Below are 21,724 nucleotides of genomic sequence, written 5' to 3'. Positions count from 1 at the left end.
CGTTTTTCATGGTCCGCGCCGTGCCTGCCTGTGTGGGTACATGGCGCCCGGCAGCGATGGATGTATCTATGAGACCCCCCTCCGTACGCCTTTCGGGAGCACTGCTCCGGCGGACGTCCCTGATCTTGTCAGCAGTGTTGGTCGGCACGATCCTTCAGAGTGCCGCCGCGCCCGCGGTGGCGAAGAGTAACAATCTGCCTGGTCTGCCTGGGGCGGAGAAGCCTGTCGTGGGCGCGTACGGCGGCAAGTCCGTCCCTCGTACGATCTCCGAAGACACCAGCGGCCCGGTACGGACGCCCAGGGCGTCGTGGCCCGCTGCTGTCACGGGGAAACTGACTGCCCCGAACACTGAGGGCACCGGTGCGAAGCGGTTTGCCAAGGCCAAGGGCACACCGATCGGTATCGCCGGGGTGCCGACAAAGCGGGGCTGGAACGTGCCGCCCAGTGTTGAGACCCGAGTGCTCGACCGGAAACATGCCGCACGCGCCGGGGTGAACGGTCTGCTATTCACCCTTGAGGCGAAGAAGCCGGGGGTCGGAGCGGACGGCAGGAGCATGACCGCGACGGATGCCGGATCTGTCGCGCTCACCGTCGACTACGCGGACTTCGCCGACGCTTTCGGCGGCTCGTTCGGCTCCCGTATGGGCTTGGTCGAACTCCCCGCATGTGTCCTGACGACCCCTGCCAAGGACAGCTGTCGTACACCGGTTCCGGTGGCCACCACCAATGATGCGACTTCGCAGACTCTGACGGCGCAGTCGGTTGCGCTGCGGGCCGGGACGGCGACTGTGCTTGCCGTCGCCGCCGATGCTCAGAGTGACAAGGGCGACTACAAAGCCACTCCTCTGTCGGCTTCGGCCTCGTGGACGACGAACCTGAACACCGGTGACTTCGGCTGGTCCTACGACATGCCGGTCCCTGGAGTACCCGGGAGCCTCACTCCGAACGTCGGCCTCTCGTACTCGTCAGGCACGGTTGACGGCCGCACTGGCGGTACCAACAACCAGGCGTCGTGGGTCGGTGACGGCTTCGACATGTGGCCCGGCTCCATTGAGCGACGCTACAAGTCCTGTGCCGATGACGGCGAGAAGAACGCGGACGGCAGCAAGCCGGGCGACCAGTGCTGGGCCTATGACAATGCGTTCCTCAGTTTCAACGGCAAGGGTGGAGAGCTCGTACCTGTCAGTACGAACGAGTTCAAGCTCAAGCAGGACGACGGAACGAGGATCACGCGACTGAAGTCCACGGACCGGGGCAACGGTGACAATGACGGCGAGTACTGGCGCCTGATCACCCCGGGCGGTACCGAGTACTACTTCGGCTACAACCGACTCCCCGGCTGGGCGACGGGCAACGCGACGACCGACTCCACCTGGACCGTTCCCGTCTTCGGTAACAACACCGGTGAGCCGTGCAACGCGGCAGCCTTCAAGGATTCCTGGTGCCAGCAGGCATGGCGCTGGAACCTCGACTACGTGGTCGACCCACGCGGCAACGCCATCGCCTACCACTACACCAAGGAAACCAACAACTACGGCCGCAACCTCAAGGCCGATGACAACACCACCTACACACGCGGCGGCTATCTCAAGCGCATCGACTACGGCCTGAACAAGGCCCGGATGTACACGGACAAGCCGCTGGCCCAGGTCGTGTTCTCCAGCGCCGAGCGCTGCCTGCCCGTGACCGGGGTGACGTGCGCCGAGTCGACCATCGACGACAAGGCGCCCTACTGGTACGACACACCCTGGGACCTCAACTGCATGTCCGGCGCGAAGTGTGACAAGGGCCGGCTCTCGCCTTCCTTCTGGACGCGCAAACGCCTGACCGATGTCACCACCCAGACCCTCAAGACCGATGGAACCTATGCCAAGGTCGACAGCTGGAAGCTCGCCCACCGCTGGGGCAAGTCCGATGTCGACTACCAGCTGCTGCTCGACAGCGTCCAGCGCACCGGCGAGTCCGCCAGCCCGGCCATTACCCTCCCCAAGACAACTCTCGCCTACACGCAGCTCCAGAACCGGCTCGACAAGACAGGCGACGGCGTCGCGCCGTTCATCAAGGCGCGCCTGTCCACGATCGCCGACGAGTCGGGTGGTCAGGTCGACGTCAACTACTCCGCGCCGGAATGTGACTGGAGCGCCCTTCCCGCCCCGCAGACGAACACCTCGCGTTGTTTTCCGCAGTACATCGGTGGTGACAGTTCGAGTGACCCGGAACTGAACTGGTTCAACAAGTATGTTGTCACGTCCGTGACCACTACGGACCGCACCGGCGGCGCGCCCGACGCGGTCACCCGCTACCAGTACCTCGGCGGGGCCGCGTGGCACTTCGACGACGACGATGGTCTGACCAAGGAGAAGAGCAGAACCTGGTCCCAGTGGCGCGGTTATGGTCAGGTCCGCGTCCAGAGCGGTGGCCAGGGTGGCGCCGACGCCATGAAGTCCCAGCAGGACTCGTACTTCCTGCGCGGCATGGACGGTGACCGCAAGGCCGGCAGCGGCGGTACGAAGTCCGTGTCAGTCCCCCTCGGGGACGGTGAGGGCGACCCCATCACCGATCACGAGTCGGCGGTCGGCTTCGGGTACAAGTCGGTGACCTTCGACAAGCCCGGCGGCCTGGTCCTTGAAAAGTCGGCCAGCCGGCCCTGGTACCACGAGACGGCGAAGAAGGTACGTGACTGGGGCACGGTGACAGCCAACTTCACCGGCACCTCCAGCAGTAGGAGCTGGACCTCCCTCGATGACGGGGCTGGCGCCAAGTGGCGCTCGACCTCGACGGCCACCAAGTACGACACCGTGGCCGGCCGGGTTACTCAGGCCGACGATTTCGGCGACGACAGCACAGCCGCTGACAACCGCTGCACGCGCACCACCTACGCCTCCGACTCGGTCTTCCTGCTCGCCACGTCACGTGTCGAGACCATTGCGAAGTCCTGTGCCGCCGCCACGGTCGACCGTGCGAAAGACGTACTCTCCGATGTCCGTACCGCCTACGACGGCGGAGCTTATGGCGCCGCGCCCACCAAGGGCGACGTCACGGCGGAAGCGACCCTCAAGGAGCACACCGGTACCAAGGCCACGTATCTGGAGACGGGCACGACATATGACAGCTACGGCCGTGTTCTCACTGGTACGGACCTCACAGCCGATGTGACTGTGGACGGTGACAAGACGCCGGTACGTGTGGCCCGTCGTGACGGCCGTACCACCACGGCGACCTATACCCCCGCGACGGGGCTTCCCACTCAGGTCAAGACCGTCTCACCACCCGCCCAGGCCGGTGTGGCATCGACTGCGCAGACCGATACGCAGGACCTCGGCCCCCGTGGTCTCACACTCAAGGTGACCGACACAAACAGCAATGTCACCGAATACACGTATGACGCACTCGGCCGCGGAACGAAGGTCTGGCTCGCCGACCGGCGTAACACCCAGATACCCAACTACGAGTTTGCGTACCACATCGCGGACGGCAAGCCGACGGCCGTAGCGGCCAAGGTCCTGAACAACAGTGGTGCGCAGGCTACGTCATACGTGTTGTACGACGGTTTCCTGCGCGAGCGGCAGAGCCAGGATCCCGGCCCGGCCGGCGGCAGCATCCTGACCGATGTCTTCTACGACGAGCGCGGTCAGACCGCCAAGACCTTCGCTCCCTACTACACCACCGGAAAGCCGTCGAGCACGCTGTTCAAACCTGAGAACGCACTCTCGGTCGAGACGCAGACCCGCAACACGTTCGACGGCTTGGGCCGCCCGACCGAAACCCGTCAGATCGCTGGAAATGGTGATGGCGGAACCGTCCTCAACACCATCAAAACCCTGTACGGCGGCGATCGCAGCACCATCATCCCGCCGGTCGGTGGCGTCGCCACCACCAACGTCACCAACGCGCGGGGCCAGATCACCGCACTGCTTCAGCACCACCAGCGGAACGCGAACGCCCCGTACGACACCACGACCTACACGTACACGCCCCGCGGTGAACTGGACACCATAACGGATCAGGCCGGCAGCACCTGGAGCTACGCCTACGACCAACTCGGCCGTCAGACCAAGTCGATCGATCCGGACAAGGGCACCGTCGACAGTCACTACGACGACCGTGGACAGCTGACCGACACCAAGAACGACGAACACATCAGCCTCTTCAACACCTACGACAATCTCGGCCGCAAAACCCATCTGCGCGAAGGTTCGACAACAGGAACACTGCGCGCGAAATGGGAGTACGACACCGTCTCGGGTGCCAAGGGCCAGCTGGCGGCTTCCATCCGCTATGTGAACAACCAGGAATACGTCTCCAAGGTCACTGCTTACGACCGGCTCTACCGGGCCACCAGGACAAGCGTTGTTATCCCGGCTGCCGAAGGGAAACTCCAGGGCACCTACCAGACCAGCACTACGTACAAGCCCTCGGGTCTGGTAGCGGGAGCCAGCTACTCCGCTGCAGGGTCCCTCCCAGGCGATTCCGTCGTCTATGACTATGACGACGAGACCCTCCGGCCCACTGGAGTCTTCGCCCGGAACCTGAGCAGCAGTGTCAGCTACAGCCTCACCGGCAAGCCCCTGCAGTACGGAATGAGCCTGGCCAGCGGAGGAAAGAAGACGCAGGTCACGAACACCTATGAGTGGGGCACTCAGCGGCTCGCGACTTCCCGAGTCGACCGCGAAGACCAGAACGGCGTCGACCGTCATGTCACCTACCGCTACAACGAAGCCGGCGACATCCTCTCGATGGCCGATGTCTCCCGTACCGGCACCGACAACCAGTGCTTCGCCTACGACTACCTCGGCCGCCTGACCGAAGCCTGGACCCAGTCCACCCCCGCCTGCGCGAATACACCCCAGGCGGGGAGCAGCGCAGGCCCGGCGCCCTACTGGCAGAGCTTCACGTACGATCAGGCTGGCAACCGAGGCACCGAGACCCAGCACAGCCCAGCCGGGGACACCAGCAAGGACGTCAAGCGGACCTACACCTACCCCGCTGCAGGCAAGCCCTTCGCCCATTCGCTGACATCCGTCGCCACGACCAGCGCCTCCGACACCATCACGGACGCGTACGAATACGACGCCACCGGTAACACGATCACCCGCTCCGGCCAGAAACTCGCCTGGGACGCCGAAGGCCACCTTGCCAAGGTCACAGAGGGAACCAAGACCACCGAATACCTCTACGACACCGACGGCAATCGCCTCATCGGCCGCTCGGGCAGCGAGACGACTCTCTACCTGGGCCACACCGAAGTGGTGCTGGCCAGCGGAGCCGACAAGACCAAGGCCACCCGCTATGTCGACCTCGGCGGCGGCCAGAACGCCATCCAGAATGACAACGGTTCGTGGTCATTCACCATCGCCGACCACCATGGCACCGGTCAACTCGCCGTCAATGCGGCCGACCTCGCCATCACTCAACGCCGCACTCTTCCCTTCGGCGCCATACGCGGAGACACGCCAAAGACCTGGCCCGGCACCAAGGGCTTCGTCGGCGGCACCGACGACACCCAGAACACCGGTCTCACTCATCTCGGCGCCCGCGAATACGACCCCACCATCGGCCGTTTCCTCTCTGTCGACCCCCTTCTGAATCCCAGCGACCCAGAATCCCTGAACGGCTACAGCTACGCGCATAACTCTCCTCTCACCTACCGCGACCCAAGCGGCCTTATGGACCCCGGCGGCAGCCAGTGTGGTATCTCCTACCCCTGCACCGGTGGTGGCGACACATGGCAGAAGGGTAACGGGCCGAGCAAGGCAAATAAGAATAAGAACAACAAACCTAAGACGCCTGTCACGAGCAAAGGTGACTGGGAATTCGAGGGTGCAAATAATCGGGACTTCGACGGGGACGGATACATCAATGTGTATCCGGAGGTGAAAATACCTGTCGAGTGGGGACCGAAGATCACCAAGAAGTTCATCTCTTATTTCTATATGAGAGTCGAACAAGTGTGTCATGGGTTGGGTGGGCTGACCTGTATGGCGGGAGAAGAGGATTCGGGATCGTACACCAAGAGGCATCTCGCTGCGCAAGCTTGCCAAGCGTCGAAATGCCCTGGCTCCAAGGCGCTCCTTCTTGCCATGATCGACGCCGGAGCGTCGGAAATATTTGGATACGGCCCGGGCGCTGGGGCGGGCGCTCGAGAGGTAACGGGAGCCAAGGGGCGTTCCGGTAAGCGAGGATCCTCGGGTTGCACGCAGTGCTTCCTCGCCGGCACCGAGGTCCTCATGGCCGACGGGAAAACCAAGAAGATCGAAGACGTTCAACTGGGCGACGAGGTTTGGGCCACCGACCCGGAGACGGGGGAGTCCGGCCTCCGGAAGGTAACCCGCCTGATCGTCACTGAAGACGACAAGCACTTCAATACGCTGTCCATCGCTACCGAGGACGGCATCGAAGAACTTACGGCAACGTACGAGCACCCCTTCTGGTCCCCCTCGGAAGGCCGCTGGCTCGGAGCCAGTGAACTTCAGGCAGGGATGGCCCTGCTGGCCGACGACGGAACCGCCGTCATCGTGACCGGGAACCATGCCTTCACCAAGCGCGCCACAACCTACAACCTCACTGTCGACGACCTCCACACGTACTATGTGCTGGCGGGCGAGACGCCGGTACTCGTTCACAACAGCAACGGCTGTCCCACTGGGAGGTTGTCGGATCCCCTGCCCAGGGGGATGAACAACAAGATCGCTTCGGCCTACGACGACGTGAGGGCAGGGCGGATTCCTTCGCACGACACGTACGGGGGACGTGAACACCCGTGGTGGGCAGGTTCTAAGGAGTACCGCGTGCCGGGCAGGCCTGAAACTGACAGAATCCTGGAAAAGGAGCTGCCGAACGGCGTCAAGGTATACGGCTGGACGTCCACGCATTACACGAAGATTCAACGCTTCAGTGCACCCCATTTCCCTGACTCGGGGTGGAATTAGTAGCTCTATTGGTTAACTGGTGCAGCGACTTGATTGTCGCTGCACCAGTTCCGGTTTGGGGATTAGGTGTGGCTGGCGAACTGCCCGTAGTGGGCAAGGCGGATTTTCCGCTGTACGTGGTATCGGATGAAGAGTCCGGCGGGGTGCTTGTTGCCGCTGAAGGAGTAGAGGGGTTTTTTGTCGACCCGGAAGCAGAGTCGCCGGAAGTGGCCTTCCTGAGGGCCCATGAGGTCGAGAAGGGTAGGCGGAGGGTCGAAGATGCAGTGATGGCGGTCATGAATCGTCAACGGGAGAAGATTGGCGAGTACTTCATTGGGCGGGTTGTGCTCGGAGATACTGGCGTAGGGGAGCCAGGCGGAAATATTCCAAGAGTCGCTTTCCGGTTCTTTGGTAATCGTTGCGAGTATCCCGAAGCTGAGAGAATTTGGCCGCGTTGGGCATCAGGGGTCGCCCTGGAGAAGGGTGAATGGGTTCGGTGGCCGGCGAACTATCAGGGCGCATGGCTGCACGTTGTTCAGAATTCCTGGTTTGCTTCGAACCGTAGGGCTGCTCGCTATGGAGTGGAGGAGGTTGTCCACTTGGACGGTGGGCAAATTTCCACGAAGTCGGGGTTCTACTGCGCATTGGGCGAGGCGGTCAATGGCCCGGGCGGGTACTTTGGATCGAATCTTGACGCTCTCGCGGACTGTATTTCTTCGAGTTTCGGCGAGGGGCCCCCGGCGAGGATTATTTGGCGGAACTTTCAGGCGTCTCAAGAATCCCTCGATCACGCCTTCCTGGATTCGATTGTGGGACTAATGCGCGAATTCTGCATAGATCTCGCTACTTGCTGACTTTGGGGCGCGTGCGCGAGCAAATATGACGCCCCGCCAGATGGCATCTGGCGGGGCGTCTGGGCGGGGTGACGGCAGTAGTTGACGGCAACGTCAGCGGACGGCGGCTCCGACGAGGGGTGGTTCGTCGCCGTCGTCGGGCTTGCCGGTGATCTCGGCGGGGTTGCGGAGGGCGTGTCCGAGGAGGTCGATGGCGTCGCGTTGGAGGCGGAGCCGGACGTGGGCGTAGACGGTGGCGGTGACGCCGATGTGGGCGTGCCCCAACAGCTCCTTGATCAGAACGAGTTCCACTCCTTGTTCCAGGAGGAGGGTCGCGGTCGATTGGCGGAGGTCGTGGAACCGGATGCGGCGGAGCCTGGCCCGACGGAGCAAGGTGTTGAAGTGCCGGGTGAGGGTGGATCCTTCGATCGGGGCGCCATCGAGACGGGTAAAAACGTAGCCGCTGTCCTTCCAGCCCGTCCCCGCCGCTTCGCGTTCCTGGAGTTGCCGGTTGCGATGCTGTTCGAGGGAGCGCAGGCATGGTGTCGGCAGGGCGATGCGCCGTTCGGAACTCTTGGTCTTGGTCGGGAGGGCGGTCAGGCCGCCGGAGTTGGTGCGCTGGAGGGTGCGTCGGATGCTGGCGGTTCCGCCGGCGAGGTCGAGGTCTTCCCAGCGCAGTCCGAGGAGTTCGCCTTTGCGGAGGCCGGTGTGCAGAGCGAGTTCGAACAGAGCGTGCAGCCGGTGGCCCTGGGCGGCGGTGAGGAGCTGGCGGGCTTCGTCGGCGGTGAGGGGTTCGAAGCGGCGGGGGCGGGGTGTTCCGATGCGGACGTTGCGGGCGACGTTGCGTGGGATTTCCTCCTCGCGTACCGCGTGCTCCAGGGCGGACTTGAGGACGGAGTGCACGTAGGCCAGGGTCAGCGGTGAGAGCCGCCTTGCGCAGCATTTTCCGGCGGCGCAGCAGAGGGGCTCATCGCGGTCGGTGTCGAGGCCGCGGGTGCAGCACTGGCAGGTGGTGCGGAGCTGGTTGAGCCAGGTGCGGACGTCCTTGGCGGTGAGCTTGGCGAGCTTCTTCCGTCCGAGGCCGGGGATGAGGTAGAGCCGGGCGACGGCGGTGTAGCGAGTGTGGGTGTTCTCGCGGAGCTGGTGGACGGCGACGTTGTCCAGCCAGTACGTCAGGTACGCGGCCACGCTGCCCTGCGCGGACGGAATGGGAAGGCCGCGGTTACTGTTGGCGATCTTCTCGGTGAGCTTGGCCAGGGCTTCCTTGCGGGTGGTGCCGTAGACGCGGACGCGCCTGCGGGTGTTGCCGGGGGCGAGGACGTATCCGGCAGCTTCCCAGCGGTGGTCCTTGCGCTGGTAGACGGTGCCGTCTCCGTTGGCGCGTACGCGGCGGGAGGCGGGGGTGTCGCGGGGCGTGGTCATCAGGCGGCGTCCTGTTCGAGGCGGGTGCGGATGAAGTCGGTGAGGGCGTGGGTCGGGATGCGGCGGGCGCGGCCGAGGGTGATCGAGGCGAGCTGGCCGGTACGGAGCAGGTCGTAGACGGCGGAGCGGCCGAGCTGGAGGCAGGCCATGACCTGGGGCACTGTCAGCAGTTCCTGCGCCGGGCTCATCGCCGGGTGAAGGTCGGCGGTGGGTGGTGTGGTCATCAGCAGTCGCCTTCGGCCGCGAACTGCCGTTCCAGTTCCCTGCGATGCCAGACACCAGCGGCGAGGAGCGCGGCGCCGGGGCTGTAGCCCGAGCCGAGGTAGTCCCAGTGGCCGACGACGAGCGTGGTCGCCGGGGCGGACTCGGTCCGGCCGGCGCGGGCGCGGGCCTGTTCGGTGCGCCAGGCTCGGCGCGTCTCGCGGAGTGCGCCGAGGGTGGTGGAGTAGCTGCGGGACTTGGTGGAGAAGTGGCCCCGGAAGCCGAGCATGTGCGCCCACTTCCAGAGCTTCAGGTTGGCGAATTCCGGCAGCCTGCCGAGCTCCCAGCAGGTGCGGATCATCTGCCGTACGTGCCGGGCAACAGCCAGGCGGGGCAGCGGGCGGGCCTGCCCGGTGCCGTCGCACATGCTGCACGGCAGCGGCGTTCCGTGGGGCAGGAGGGTCGCGCCGCGTCCCTGGCAGGTGCGGCAGAACAGGGAGCGGTCGAGGGCGCCGGAGGCGTCGGCGGACTTGGTGGCGTACTTCGCCACGTACGCGGCGACCGCCTGGTCGGTCAGTTCGGCATCGGTGCCGAAGGCGGCGATCTCGCGTACGTCGAGCTGTTGCCCCCAGCCGAGTTCGCGTTCCCCGACCGCGTCCGAGACGACGGAGATAGGGGCGCGGGATGCGGCGGCCCGGATGGCGTCGGTGAGCACGCCGACGGTGGCGTAGGAGGGTGGAGGCTGGGTGCTGCCGTCGGGGCCGTCGAGCCGGATCACGGCATGGAAGTGGACCAGGCCACGCTTCTGGTACTCGGCGACCTTGGCGAAGGACACCCGCAGAACCGTGCGGGCGGCCTTCTGCGTGAGGCCGAGCCGGACGGCGAGCTCGCGGCGCAGGTAAGTGGTGAAGCGGGCCCACAAGGCTCCGGCGTGGGCGTTGAAGAGGACTGCACCCGCGTAGTCGTACGTCGCCGGATTGAGCGGTGTGCCGAGCACTGGGTCCGTGGGCTCGTGGCGGATTCCGCAGCGGCAGGGCCGGACGTCAGGGCGGTTGTGGACGGGGCCGAAGGAGGGGGCGGTGAGGGTGACGAAGACGCGGGGGTGGGTGCGGACGGTGTCGGGGACGTTCTTGCCGCCGGAGAGGCCGGCGCGGATGAGGTGGTAGGTGTCGGCGGCGTAGAGGCGGGAGCAGGCCGGGCAGCGTGGCGGGGCGGTTGCCGCACACTGTGAGCAGGCTGCCTGTGGGCGCGTCGGTTGTGGTGGAGGGATGCAGCGCCTCATCGGTTGCCGTGTCGACGGTGGCGGTGCGGCCGATCGGGCGGACTGGGTTGGTGCAGCCGCCGAGGTGTTCGATCTGCTGCTGTGCGCGGTCGAAGTCGGGCTGATTGACGAAGCTTCGAATCTTCTGGTGTGCAGGTAGAAAACTCAAGATGGTGGTTTTGACGGGGCCGTCACTCGTAGTCCGTGACGCTCGTTTGACCTTCCGGGTGCCTGACGGTCCTTCGGCTAAGTCGCGACACCATGCCTGAGCTGCGGTTTTAGGTGGTGGACGATGCGACCGGCACGATCATCCTCGACCGGGCTCATTCCGTTCTGGCCATCACGCCGGGTGCTGTTCGATGGCTGGAGCGGTTGCCCGTGGTGGCACCGGGCGGTGGCGTTCTTCCCGGGTTCGTCCATGCCCTCGCGGCACGGGTCGGAGACCATGGCCGGTCCGGTGCGCTCGCCGGTAAACCCGCGCGGTTGACGGTTCGCGTCTCCGACGGGACGTGGCTGGTGCTGAGCGCGAGCCTTTTCGCCGACTCCGCCGCTCTGGGCTCCGGCGCGGTCGCTTTCAGCGCTCAGCCCGGCAGCTCGACCGACATCTTCCCCCTGCTGGCGAGGGCGTACGGGCTGACATCCCGGGAGCGCGAGGTCACCGCGCTCATCGGCGACGGGATGACCAACCCGGAGGTCGTGAAGTCGCTGTCCATCGCGCGGTACACCGTCACCGACCCGTTGACGGGCTCACCGATCAACACCGAGCTGACAGTGACGACGATGACAAGCCCGAAGCCCGCCCACGCCAGACCGCTGGACACACCGGTCGCCTTGAGGGCAAGCAGGAGCGCTCCCAGTGCCGTGACAACTGACAGGATCGGCTTGCGAAGTTCCACGTCGGAGTCGAGAGCCCGCGGAACCGGGTGTGTCAGGCCGAGGTCGACGCGGTCCCCCGGCGAGACCGGATGGGCGGCGACGGGTTCCGCCGGCTCCCGGACCGTCCGGGGCCCGTAGCCGCTCCGGATCCCGGTTGCCGACCGGCGAGCCGATGTGGGAGACCTGGAGGAAACCAGTGATCAGGAGCCTGACGCTCCGGCTGGCGATGTACGAAAGGGCTGGACGCCATGGAAGACAGAGCCCCCCACGCCGTGGACGAAGGGGACAGAGCCGGCTCCGGGCCGGTCGGTGCGGCGAGCCCGCCGGTGGTCATGGGCGACGAGCCCGGCTCGTTCGCCCGGGGCGTTCTTGCCCACCGCCACCCTGCCCTCATCCAGCAGGTACGAGCCGCCTTCCCGTACGGCCGCCGGCAGCACGAGGCCCTCGACGCCCTGCTGGAGGAGATCACCCACGGCGTCGTCGAGCCGCTCGGCCCCGAGGACGGTGATCACGCGTACTGGGCGGACTCGGGACGCGGATACTTCGGGCGATCCTGGTACGACGCGCCCTTCCTGTGGGCGGAGAGCTACTTCTACCGCAGGCTCCTCGGCGCGGTCGGGTACTTCGGCACCGGCCCCTGGCGGGGAGTTGATCCGTTCGCGCCGTTCAAGCGGGCCGAATTGCGCGGCGACGCGGTGGAAGAGGAACTGCGGGCCCTCGACGCGCTCGCGGACGCACCGGCCGAGGAGCGGGCCACGGCCCTGCTCCACGCCTCGCTCTGGGGCAACCGCGCTGACCTCGGCTTCCGCGTCTCGGCCGGGGAGCCGGCGGTCGGTGACGCCGCCGTCTCCACGCTGGTCGCCGACGACAGCGCCTTGCTGTGGCAGCTCCTGCCCGCCGGAGCGTCCTCCACCGTCGCCGTGGTGGCGGACAACGCGGGACGCGAGCTCATCCCGGATCTGATCCTCGTCGACCACCTCCTCGAACACCGGCACGCCGAACGGGTCGTGCTTCACGTCAAGCCCTACCCGTACTACGTCTCCGACGCGATGACGGCGGACGTGGTCGACTGCCTGCGGCGCCTGATCGAGGCGCCCGGCGAAGCGGGCCGGATCGGCGGCAGGCTGTGGAAGGCCATGGCGGCTGGAAGCCTGGAGGTCCGTACCCACCCGTTCTTCTGCGCGCCTTTGCCGTACGAGGAGATGCCCGAGGACCTTCGCGGCGAGTTCGCGAGCGCCACGCTCACCCTCCTGAAGGGCGACCTCAACTACCGTCGCCTGGTGGGGGACCGGCTGTGGAACGCCACGGAGTCCTTCGCCACCCGTACCGCGTACTTCCCAGGAGCCGTCGCGGCCCTGCGCACACTGAAGTCCGACGTCATCGTCGGCCTGGGCCAGGGCGCCCTGGACGCTCTTGAGCGCTCCGGTGCCGCGTGGCGCACGAGTGGCACGCACGCGCTGATCCAGGTGCGCGGCTAGCCGCGGTGGAGGCGGGAGTACGGGCCGGGCGCCGCCGCCGGCTCGTCCCGGTGCGGGGCCGGGGCGGCCTGGCCCGCGTCCGTACCCTGCGCCGGGGCGTCTCGCAGTACGAGGAAGGTGACGGCCCAGGCGAGGAGGACGAAGGCCGCGGCGCACAGGAACGCCAGGCTGTATCCGTCGCGCAGCGCCTGCGCCTGCTCGGTGCCCGAGGAGAGCAACGAGTTGCCGCGCGTGGTGGCGACCGTCGCGAGGACCGCGAGACCGACCGCCGCACCGGCCTGTTGCGCCGTGTTGTTGAGCCCCGAGGCGAGCCCCGCGTCCGAGGGCCGCGCGGCCGACATGGCCCGCATGATGACCGACGGGACCGTCAGGCCCATGCCGAAGCCCTGGACGACGAGGGCCGGCGCGACATGCACCCAGTAGTCGCCGTCCGCGGGCGCCCTGCTCAGCAGCAGAAGCCCGGCGCCGAGGAACAGCAGACCGGTCAGCAGCACCCGGCGGGTGCCGTGGCGGCCGGTGAGCTTCGCCGTGAAGAACAGCGACATCGTGCCGATGACCACCGGTGCGGGCAGGAAGGCGAGACCGGTCCGCATCGAGTCGAAGCCGAGCACCCGCTGAAGGTAGAGGGCGTTGAGGAACTGGAAGCCGAAGCCCGCGGCGAAGACGAGGACCACCGCGATGTTGGCGCCGCTGATCTCCCGGCTCCGGAAGATGCGCAGTGCGAGCAGCGGGCGGGCGGCCTTGGCCTGGCGCAGCACGAACCCGGCGAGCAGCAGCACCGAGACGGCGCCGTACGTGCTCAGCTCGGCCGCGCCGAACTTCTCCTCGGGTACCCGCGAGATGGTGAACACACCGAGCGAGAGGCCCGCGGTGACCAGCACCGCGCCGATCGCGTCGGCGCCGGCGCGCAGCCCGAGCCCGGACTGGGCGCCCAGCATCCGCACCCCGGCGATCAGGGCGAGCACACCGATCGGCAGGTTGATCAGGAACACCCGGTGCCAGCCCAGCGTGTCGGTGATGACACCGCCCGCGATCAGGCCGAGGGAGGCACCGCCCGCCGAGACGAAGCTGTAGATGCCCATGGCCTTGGCCTGGCCCGCGGGCTCCGGGTAGAGGCCGACGATCATGCCGAGCACCACCGCGGAGGCGAGGGCCGCGCCCACACCCTGGAGGAAGCGTCCGGCGATCAGCAACTCCTGGCTGGTGACGACGCCGCACAGCAGGGGAGGCGACGGTGAAGGTGATCAGTCCGCTCAGGAACACCTTCTTGCTGCCGATGAGGTCACCGAGACGCCCCGAGAGCAGCAGCAGTCCGGCGAAGGCGGGCATCGGCATCCTGCTCGTCACCACGCAGGGCCCGGCGCGCTTCACGGAGCTGGAGCGCCAGGTGAAGGGCATCAGCCGGCGCATGCTGACGCTGACCCTCCGCAATCTCGAACGGGACGGCCTCCTGACGCGCACCGTCTATCCGACCGTGCCGCCGAAGGTGGAGTACACCGCGACCCCCATGGCGCGTGAGCTGTACGACTCGCTGCTGCTGCTCTCCGGCTGGGCGGAGCGCCATCTGGACGACATCGGCCGGGCGCGCGTCGAGTACGACGACGGCAAGGCCAGGGCCGAGGCGGAGGCGGAGGCCGATGCGGTACGCGTGCGGGCGCCGGCCGCCTGAGGGGTACGACACGTGCCGTACCCCTCAGACGTACGGCACGTGCCGTGTGCCGTCCCCCCTCCTGTCCACACGTCAGCGCCCGGCGGCCTGCCAGACCGTTTTCGTCTCCAGGAACGGCGTGATCCGGGTGAGGCCCGGCAGGCTCTCCCAGTCCGGGCGGGGTTCCGGGCGCAGGACGCGGGTGAGGGTGGCCGCCGCCGCCGTTTCCAGTTCCGTCGCGAGGTCGCCCGCCCCGGCCAGGTCGATGGCGTTGACATCGGCGTGTGCGGCGAGAGCCGGTGCCAGGTCCGCCGTGCGGCCGGTGAGGATGTTGACGACTCCGCCGGGCAGGTCGGAGGTGGCGAGTGCCTCGGCGAGGACGACGGCGGGCAGGGGGGCGCGTTCGCTCGCTACCACGACCGCGGTGTTGCCGGCGGCGATCACCGGGGCGAGGACCGCGACCAGGCCGAGCAGGGGCGCGTCGCCCGGGGCGAGGACGGCGACGACGCCGGTGGGTTCGGGGGCCGAGTTGTTGTCGTACGGTCCCGAGACCGGGTTCCCGGTGCCCAGCACCTGCGCGATCTTGTCGGTCCAGCCCGCGTAGTAGATCCAGCGGTCGATGGCGGCCGAGACGACCTCCTCCGCCCGGGACCGCGCGATGCCCCGCGCGTCCACGGTCGCCCGGACGAAGTGGTCACGGCGGCCCTCCATCATCTCGGCGATGCGGTAGAGGATCTGGCCCCGGTTGTACGCGGTACGGCCGGCCCACGGTCCGAACGCCGCGCGGGCCGCGACCACCGCGTCCCTGGCGTCCTTGCGGGAGGCCAGCGCGGCGTGGGCCAGGTGGGCGCCGTCGGCTGAGGTCACGGGGATGCTCCTGCCCGACTCGGAACGCGGGAAGGCGCCTCCCACGTAGAGCTTGTACGTCTTGTGCACCGGCAGCCGCGCGGGAGCGGGAGCGGTAACAGGAGAGGAAGCGGGGGCGGGAGCGGGTAGGTGATCGGGTACGGGAGGGAGCGCGGGCGCTCGGTCGGGGGTGGTGGCCGGTTCAGCCATTGAGGTAAGCCTCCAGTCCGTGCCGTCCGCCTTCGCGCCCGTAACCGGACTCGCGGTAGCCGCCGAAGGGGCTGGCGGGATCGAATTTGTTGAAGGTGTTGGACCAGATCACCCCGGCGCGCAGCCGGTTCGCGGTCCACAGCATCCGGCTGCCCTTCTCCGTCCAGATACCGGCGGACAGCCCGTACGGGGTGTTGTTCGCCTTCTCGACCGCCTCCTCGGGGGTGCGGAACGTCAGTACGGAGAGCACCGGGCCGAAGATCTCCTCGCGGGCGATCCGGTGTGCCTGGGTGACGCCGGTGAAGACCGTCGGCGCGAACCAGTAGCCGCGCGAAGGGAGTTCACAGGCCGGTGACCACTCCTCGCCGCCCTCGTCGCGTCCGGCCCTGGCGAGCTCCTGGATCCGGGCCAGCTGGGCGGCGGAGTTGATGGCGCCGATGTCGGTGTTCTTGTCCAGCGGATCGCCGAGCCGCAGCCGGGCCACCCGCTCCTTGAGCCGGTGGACGACCTCCTCGGCGACGGACTCCTGGACCAGCAGCCGGGAACCGGCGCAGCACACATGTCCCTGGTTGAAGAAGATCCCGGTGACGATGCCTTCCACCGCCTGGTCGAGCGCCGCGTCCGCGTAGACGATGTTGGCGCCCTTGCCGCCGAGTTCGAGGGTGACGCGCTTGGCGGTGCCCGCCACCGTACGGGCGATCTCCCGGCCGACGCCGGTGGAGCCGGTGAAGGCCACCTTGTCCACACCGGGGTGGGCGACCAGGGCGCGACCGGTGGGGCCCGCGCCGGTGACGATGTTGACGACGCCCGGCGGCAGTTCGGCCTCCTGGCAGATCTCCGCGAAGACCAGGGCGGTGAGCGGGGTGGTCTCGGCCGGCTTGAGGACCACCGTGTTCCCGGCCGCGAGGGCCGGGGCTATCTTCCAGGCCAGCATCAGCAGCGGGAAGTTCCACGGGATGACCTGGGCGGCCACGCCGAGCGGCCGGGGAGCGGGGGAGCCCGCCACGGCGAAGGGCAGTTTGTCGGCCCAGCCCGCGTAGTAGAAGAAGTGGGCGGCGGCCAGCGGGATGTCGACGTCCCGGGTCTCCTTGATGGGCTTGCCGTTGTCGAGGGACTCCAGGACGGCCAGTTCGCGGGCGCGGTCCTGGATGATCCGGCTGATCCGGTAGAGGTACTTGCCCCGCTCCGAGGGCGTGGTACGGGACCACACACCGTCGAAGGCGCGCCGGGCCGCCGCTACCGCGCGGTCCAGATCCGCCCCGGTGGCCGTGGTCACCTCGGCGAGTCCCTGCTCGTCGGCGGGGTTGACGCTGGTCAGGGTCTGTTCGCCGGGTTGAGTGAACTCGCCGTCGATGAAGAGCCCGTACGCGGACCTCAGCCGGACCGCCGCCCGTGACTCGGGCGCGGGCGCGTAGACGAGGGCGCCGGGGGAGGGGCCTGTGGTCTCTGACATGGGTGCCTGGTCCCTTTCAGTCCGCGGAGTAGTAGTCGGGACCGGGGTAGGTGCCGGTCGTCAGCTTCGTCCGCTGCATCAGCAGATCGTTGAGGAGGCTGGAGGCGCCGATACGGAACCAGCGCGGGTCGAGCCAGTCCGCCCCGGCGGTCTCGTTGACCAGCACGAGGTTGCGCAGGGCGTCCTTGGTGGTACGGATGCCCCCGGCCGGCTTGACGCCGACCTGCCGGCCGGTCGCGGCGCGGAAGTCCCGTACGGCCTGGAGCATGATCAGGGTGACGGCGGGCGTGGCGGCGGGGGAGACCTTGCCGGTGGAGGTCTTGATGAAGTCGGCCCCGGCGTGCATGGCGAGCCAGGAGGCACGGCGTACGTCGTCGTAGCCCGCGAGTTCGCCGGTTTCGAGGATGACCTTCAGATGGGCCGGCTCGCCGTCCGGGCGGGCGCAGACCTCCTTGACGGCGACGATCTCCTCGTACACCTTGCGGTAGTCACCGGCCAGGAACGCTCCCCGGTCGATCACCATGTCGATCTCGGTGGCCCCGTCGGCGACGGCGGCCCGGGTGTCGAGCAGCCGGGCCTCCAGCGGGGCGCGGCCCGCCGGGAAGGAGGTGGCCACGGAGGCGACGCCGACGGAGGTGCCCCGCAGGGCGCGTACGGCGACGGGTACGAGGTCGGGGTAGACGCAGACGGCGGCCACCGAGGGCACACTCCGGTCGGCGGGGTCGGGCGCCAGCGCCTTCGCGGCCAATGCCCGTACCTTGCCGGGGGTGTCGGCGCCCTCCAGGGTGGTCAGGTCGACCATCCGGATCGCGAGATCGATGGCGTGGGCCTTGGCGGTGGTCTTGACCGAGCGGGTGGCCAGGTCGGCGACGCGGGCGTGCACCCCGGCCTCGTCGACGCCGGGCAGACCGTACAGGAAGGCCCGCAGCGCGGTGTTGCTGGTGGCGATGCCGGCGGGGTCGGAGGGGACCGAGGTCGGCACAGTGTCGGTGTCAGGCACGGGAACCCCGCTTCTCGATCAGCATGTTGAGGATGAGCGCGACCACGAGGATCAGTCCCGTGACGACCATCTGGAAGAACGACCCGAGGCCCATCAGATTGCAGAGGTTGCGCAGGACCGACAGCAGCAGTACGGCCACGAACGTGCCCATCACCCCGCCGCGGCCGCCGAAGAGATTGGTGCCGCCGAGGACGACGGCGGCGATGGCGTCGAGTTCGAGACCGCTGAACGCGGTGGGCTGGCCGATGGTGAGCCGCGAGGTCAGCAGCACCCCGGCCAGCGCCGAGAGCGCCCCGGAGATCGCGAACACCGCCGTGATCACACCGCGCACCGGCAGACCGGAGAGGCGGGCCGCCTCCTTGTTGCTGCCGACGGCGTAGATGTACTCACCGAAGGTGGTGCCCCGCAGGAGCAGCCCGGCGCCGATGGCCACGGCCACGAAGATCAGGCCCACGATCGGTACGTAGCCGATGAACCCGCCGCCCAGCAGCTGGAAGGCGTGCGGGATGTCGCCGCCGGCCGGCTCGCCGTCGGTCAGCAGATAGGTCAGGCCGCGTATGGCGGTCAGCCCGGCGAGCGTCGTCATGAACGCGGGCAGCGACAGATAGGCGGACAGCCCGCCCATGACGGCGCCGAACAGGGCGCCCGCGGCGAGGCTGACGGCGATCGCCAGCAGGAAGTTGATGTCCTTGTCGATCAGCAGCGCGACGGTCATCCCGCCGAAGGCGGCCACACTGCCCACCGACAGATCGATCCCGGCGGTGAGGATGACCAGGGTCATGCCGACGGCGACGATCCCGGTCAGCGCCGACTGCTGGAGGAGGTTGGACATGTTGCGGGTGGTCAGGAACTCCGGCGCCAGCAGGCTCGCGACCACGCACAGCGCCAGGAAGACCAGCACCAGATTGAACTTGACGACGAGGTCGGCGCCGCGCCCGCGGGTGGTTCCGGTCCCCGGGGGCCGGTCGCCGGCGGCCGGTTTCGGCTCGGCCGCCGTGGTGGGTGTGCTCATGAGGGTGCTCCAGGGGGTGTCGCTCCGGTAGGTGTCGCGCCGGTCGGTGTCACTCCGGTGATGACGGTGTGCGCGATGGTGGTCTCGTCGGTGGTGCGGGGGTCGAAGCAGGCCACGTTGCGGCCCTCGTGCAGCACCCAGATCCGGTCGGCGTTGGCGGTCAGCTCGCCCAGTTCACTGCTGGCGAGCAGGACGGCCACGCCCTGATCGGCGAGGTGGCGCACCTGGCGGTAGAGATCGGCCTTGGCGCCCACGTCAAGACCGCGCGTGGGTTCGTCGAGCAGCAGGACCCGGATGGAGCCCTTGGTGATCCACTTGGCCAGGACGACCTTCTGCTGATTGCCGCCGGACAGCTTGCCGACGGGCTGGTCCGCCGAGGAGAACCGGACCCCGAGATCGGTGAGCACCGGCGCGGACAGCCGGCGGCCGAGCCGGCGGGGCGCCAGCCAGGGCGGCCGGCCGAGCGCGGTGACGGCGGCGTTGCGGCCGACCGACAGGCCCGGCATGAGCCCCTGTTCCTTGCGGCTCTCCGGTACGAGGGCCAGCCCGGCCCGTACGGCGGCGGCGGGGCTGCGCAGCCGTACGGCCGCGCCGTCCAGCGTGACCGAGACCGTCGCCCGGGTGTCTCCGAACAACGCCTTGAGGAGTGTGGTCCGGCCAGCGCCGCCGAGCCCGGCGAGTCCCACGATCTCCCCGGCGCGCACCTCGATCCCGGAGACGTCGATCAGCCCCGGACTGTGTACGGAACCGATCGCCAGCAGCGGCGGCCCCTGCGGACGCGGCCGTTCGGTGGTTCCGGTGAGTTTCCCGGTCGTACCGATCATGTCGCCGACCAGCTCGTCGGCCGTTGTGGCCGCCAGATCCCGCACGGCGACCGACCGGCCGTCGCGCATCACCGTGGCCCGGTCACCGATCTCCATGACCTCGTCCAGCCGGTGCGATATGTAGATGACGGAGCGGCCCTGCGCGGTGAGCGAGCGGATCACCTCGAACACCTTGCGCAGATCGCTCTCACCGAGGGTGGCCGAGGGCTCGTCCATCACGATGACGCGCGCGTCGGCCGTGAGCGCCTTGGCTATCGCGGTCAACTGCTGCGCCGCGATGGGCAGATCACGTACGAGGGTGTGCACGGAGAAGTCGCCGCCGACCCTGGCCACGGCGGCGCGGGCCAGCTCGGCGCGTTCCTTGCGGCGTACGAAAGGACCGTACGAGGGGGAGTGGCCGAGCAGCAGGTTCTGAGCGACCGTCATATCCGGTACGAGGTCCAGCTCCTGGTAGATCACGGCGATACCGGCGGCCATCCCCGCCTGCGGGCTGGTCAGTTCGACGGGCTCGCCGTCGAGCAGGATCTCGCCCTCGTCCGGCCGGTAGGAACCGGCGAGGATCTTCATCAGGGTGCTCTTGCCCGCGCCGTTCTCACCGAGCAGACAGTGGGTCTCCCCGGCGCGCACGATCAGTTCGGCGCCGTCGTTGGCGAGGGTGCCGGGGAAGCGCTTGACGATGCCGCGCATCGTCAGTCTCGGTGTCCCGCCGTCGGTGTCCCGAGGGCTCATGGCTCCTCCTTTCCGGATGTCCGGGCTCCGCGCTCTCATCGCTCCTCGCCCGGGGGCGGGTTGAGCAGATGGGACGCGGTGTGATGGTCGGTGACGAGGGTGTTGCACAGCCCGCTGGAGACGACCGCCGCGCAGACCGCGTGTTTCGCGGTGCCGGAGACGACGGCCACCGACACGGCGCTGTGCCGCAGATGGTCGAGGGGGAGGCCGAGGGTACGGTCGTCCAGGGCGCGGTCGACGATCGCGCCCCGCGCGTCGATGAACCGGCCGGCGACATCGCCGACGGCGCCGGCGGCGGCCAGTTTCGCCAGGTCCCGCGCCGTCAGATAGCCGGAGCCGACCAGGACGGAGTCGGCGCCGATGCCGCCGGGGCTGAACAGCACGGTGTCCGCCGTGGCGGCCTGGGTCAGGACGTCCGCGACCGCGCTGTCCTCTTCGAGGAGCCGCCGTGTGGTCTCCTGCTCCACGATGGACGGCACGGGCAGCACACTGAGGGTGCCCTGCGCGAGGTGTGCGATCCGGCCCGCCATGTCCTGCGCGGAGGTGGGGGTACGGGAGCGGCTGAGCCCGCCGTTGATCTGGACGACATGGACGCCGCTCGCCCAGCCCGGATGCAGCCGGGCCGCGAGCAGGTCCAGCGTACGGCCCCACGAGACGCCCAACTGCCGTGGCGCGGGCTGGAGCCGGGCCAGGTAGTCGGCCCCCGCCTCGGCGACCCGGGCACGCAGCCGCTCCTCGTCGTCGCCCCGGTCGGCGGCGACCACGACGGCGTCGCGCAGCCCGAAGACGTCCCGCAGCCGTTCCTCCAGGCCGCGCATCCGCGCCTTGGGGTGGACGACCTCGATCCGTACGATCCCGGCCTGCCGGGCGTCGGCCAGCAGCCGGCCGACCTTCCAGCGGGTGAAGTGCAGCTCCTCCCCGATCTGTTCCTGCGTCCTGTTCTGCTCGTAGTACAGGGAGGCGACCTGGTAGAGCAGGGCCTCGTCCTCGATGTTGGTCATCCGGACCTCCTTGTCCGTTGCC

At 68.1% G+C, this 21,724-nt stretch carries 14 protein-coding genes and 1 pseudogene; 4 read left to right on the top strand and 11 right to left on the bottom strand.

Annotation, left to right across the window (positions count from 1 at the left end):
* The first annotated feature begins 68 nt into the window (after positions 1–68).
* Both OG627_RS07095 and OG627_RS07090 read left to right on the top strand, forming a co-directional pair.
* Complete coding sequence (locus OG627_RS07095) at positions 69–6,929, top strand: polymorphic toxin-type HINT domain-containing protein (protein ID WP_329062542.1); 6,861 nt, start codon at positions 69–71, stop codon at positions 6,927–6,929.
* Positions 6,930–6,997: 68 nt separating this feature from the next.
* Positions 6,998–7,762 carry a barstar family protein gene (locus OG627_RS07090; protein ID WP_329062540.1) on the top strand — a complete coding sequence of 255 codons (765 nt, stop codon included), beginning with the start codon at positions 6,998–7,000 and terminating at the stop codon, positions 7,760–7,762.
* A gap of 93 nt (positions 7,763–7,855) precedes the next feature.
* Here the strand turns inward: OG627_RS07090 and OG627_RS07085 are convergent, their stop codons facing one another.
* The 4 genes and pseudogenes from OG627_RS07085 to OG627_RS07070 all read right to left on the bottom strand — a co-directional run bounded on the left by OG627_RS07085 (position 7,856) and on the right by OG627_RS07070 (position 11,521).
* Complete coding sequence (locus OG627_RS07085) at positions 7,856–9,163, bottom strand: tyrosine-type recombinase/integrase (protein WP_329062538.1); 1,308 nt, start codon at positions 9,161–9,163, stop codon at positions 7,856–7,858.
* Positions 9,163–9,351: a helix-turn-helix domain-containing protein gene (locus OG627_RS07080; RefSeq protein WP_329072449.1), complete on the bottom strand. Its 189-nt coding sequence runs from the start codon at positions 9,349–9,351 to the stop codon at positions 9,163–9,165. The genes OG627_RS07085 and OG627_RS07080 overlap by 1 nt, the downstream gene beginning before the upstream one ends.
* 35 nt (positions 9,352–9,386) lie before the next feature.
* Positions 9,387–10,719 (bottom strand): annotated as a pseudogene (locus tag OG627_RS07075) (replication initiator).
* A gap of 487 nt (positions 10,720–11,206) precedes the next feature.
* Positions 11,207–11,521, bottom strand: coding sequence for a hypothetical protein (locus tag OG627_RS07070; protein ID WP_329062537.1), 315 nt, complete (start codon positions 11,519–11,521; stop codon positions 11,207–11,209).
* 312 nt (positions 11,522–11,833) lie between these two features.
* On the opposite strand from OG627_RS07070, the gene OG627_RS07065 reads away from it, so the two are divergent.
* The gene (locus OG627_RS07065) at positions 11,834–12,979 is read left to right on the top strand and encodes a damage-control phosphatase ARMT1 family protein (RefSeq protein WP_329072446.1); all 1,146 of its coding nucleotides are present in this window, start codon (positions 11,834–11,836) and stop codon (positions 12,977–12,979) included.
* Here OG627_RS07065 and OG627_RS07060 read toward each other — a convergent pair.
* Complete coding sequence (locus OG627_RS07060) at positions 12,976–14,172, bottom strand: MFS transporter (protein ID WP_329062535.1); 1,197 nt, start codon at positions 14,170–14,172, stop codon at positions 12,976–12,978. The two genes, OG627_RS07065 and OG627_RS07060, sit on opposite strands and share 4 nt — an antisense overlap.
* Before the next feature lie 83 nt (positions 14,173–14,255).
* On the opposite strand from OG627_RS07060, the gene OG627_RS07055 reads away from it, so the two are divergent.
* Positions 14,256–14,648, top strand: coding sequence for a winged helix-turn-helix transcriptional regulator (locus tag OG627_RS07055; protein ID WP_329062533.1), 393 nt, complete (start codon positions 14,256–14,258; stop codon positions 14,646–14,648).
* A 72-nt stretch (positions 14,649–14,720) separates the two neighbouring features.
* Here OG627_RS07055 and OG627_RS07050 read toward each other — a convergent pair whose 3' ends face one another.
* Genes OG627_RS07050 through OG627_RS07025 form a run of 6 tightly spaced genes read right to left on the bottom strand, consistent with a single transcriptional unit; the run spans position 14,721 to position 21,702 of the window.
* Positions 14,721–15,683 (bottom strand): aldehyde dehydrogenase family protein, encoded by a 963-nt coding sequence (locus tag OG627_RS07050; protein WP_329062531.1) that lies wholly within the window; start codon positions 15,681–15,683, stop codon positions 14,721–14,723.
* On the bottom strand, positions 15,676–17,136 hold the full coding sequence (locus OG627_RS07045; RefSeq protein WP_329062529.1) for an aldehyde dehydrogenase family protein: 1,461 nt from the start codon (positions 17,134–17,136) through the stop codon (positions 15,676–15,678). The genes OG627_RS07050 and OG627_RS07045 overlap by 8 nt, the downstream gene beginning before the upstream one ends.
* 16 nt (positions 17,137–17,152) lie before the next feature.
* Positions 17,153–18,118 (bottom strand): deoxyribose-phosphate aldolase, encoded by a 966-nt coding sequence (gene deoC / locus OG627_RS07040; RefSeq protein ID WP_329072444.1) that lies wholly within the window; start codon positions 18,116–18,118, stop codon positions 17,153–17,155.
* A gap of 10 nt (positions 18,119–18,128) precedes the next feature.
* Complete coding sequence (locus OG627_RS07035; RefSeq protein ID WP_329062527.1) at positions 18,129–19,148, bottom strand: ABC transporter permease; 1,020 nt, start codon at positions 19,146–19,148, stop codon at positions 18,129–18,131.
* Positions 19,145–20,701, bottom strand: coding sequence for a sugar ABC transporter ATP-binding protein (locus OG627_RS07030; RefSeq protein WP_329062525.1), 1,557 nt, complete (start codon positions 20,699–20,701; stop codon positions 19,145–19,147). The genes OG627_RS07035 and OG627_RS07030 overlap by 4 nt, the downstream gene beginning before the upstream one ends.
* 35 nt (positions 20,702–20,736) lie before the next feature.
* On the bottom strand, positions 20,737–21,702 hold the full coding sequence (locus tag OG627_RS07025) for a sugar-binding transcriptional regulator (protein ID WP_329062523.1): 966 nt from the start codon (positions 21,700–21,702) through the stop codon (positions 20,737–20,739).
* Positions 21,703–21,724: the final 22 nt, after the last annotated feature.

Source organism: Streptomyces sp. NBC_01429 (genome assembly GCF_036231945.1).
Taxonomy (GTDB): Bacteria; Actinomycetota; Actinomycetes; order Streptomycetales; family Streptomycetaceae; genus Streptomyces.
The sequence above is the reverse complement of the archived record's forward strand: the minus strand, read 5'-3'. Positions and strand labels throughout refer to the sequence as shown.

Excerpts from the sequence above, each read along its gene's own strand:
- OG627_RS07095 (WP_329062542.1), top strand. The coding sequence starts at position 69 with ATGAGACCCCCCTCCGTACGCCTTTCGGGAGCACTGCTCCGGCGGACG.
- OG627_RS07085 (WP_329062538.1), bottom strand. The coding sequence starts at position 9,163 with ATGACCACGCCCCGCGACACCCCCGCCTCCCGCCGCGTACGCGCCAAC.
- OG627_RS07080 (WP_329072449.1), bottom strand. The coding sequence starts at position 9,351 with ATGAGCCCGGCGCAGGAACTGCTGACAGTGCCCCAGGTCATGGCCTGC.
- OG627_RS07065 (WP_329072446.1), top strand. The coding sequence starts at position 11,834 with ATGGGCGACGAGCCCGGCTCGTTCGCCCGGGGCGTTCTTGCCCACCGC.
- OG627_RS07055 (WP_329062533.1), top strand. The coding sequence starts at position 14,256 with ATGAGGTCACCGAGACGCCCCGAGAGCAGCAGCAGTCCGGCGAAGGCG.
- OG627_RS07050 (WP_329062531.1), bottom strand. The coding sequence starts at position 15,683 with ATGGCTGAACCGGCCACCACCCCCGACCGAGCGCCCGCGCTCCCTCCC.
- OG627_RS07045 (WP_329062529.1), bottom strand. The coding sequence starts at position 17,136 with ATGTCAGAGACCACAGGCCCCTCCCCCGGCGCCCTCGTCTACGCGCCC.
- OG627_RS07035 (WP_329062527.1), bottom strand. The coding sequence starts at position 19,148 with ATGAGCACACCCACCACGGCGGCCGAGCCGAAACCGGCCGCCGGCGAC.
- OG627_RS07030 (WP_329062525.1), bottom strand. The coding sequence starts at position 20,701 with ATGAGCCCTCGGGACACCGACGGCGGGACACCGAGACTGACGATGCGC.
- OG627_RS07025 (WP_329062523.1), bottom strand. The coding sequence starts at position 21,702 with ATGACCAACATCGAGGACGAGGCCCTGCTCTACCAGGTCGCCTCCCTG.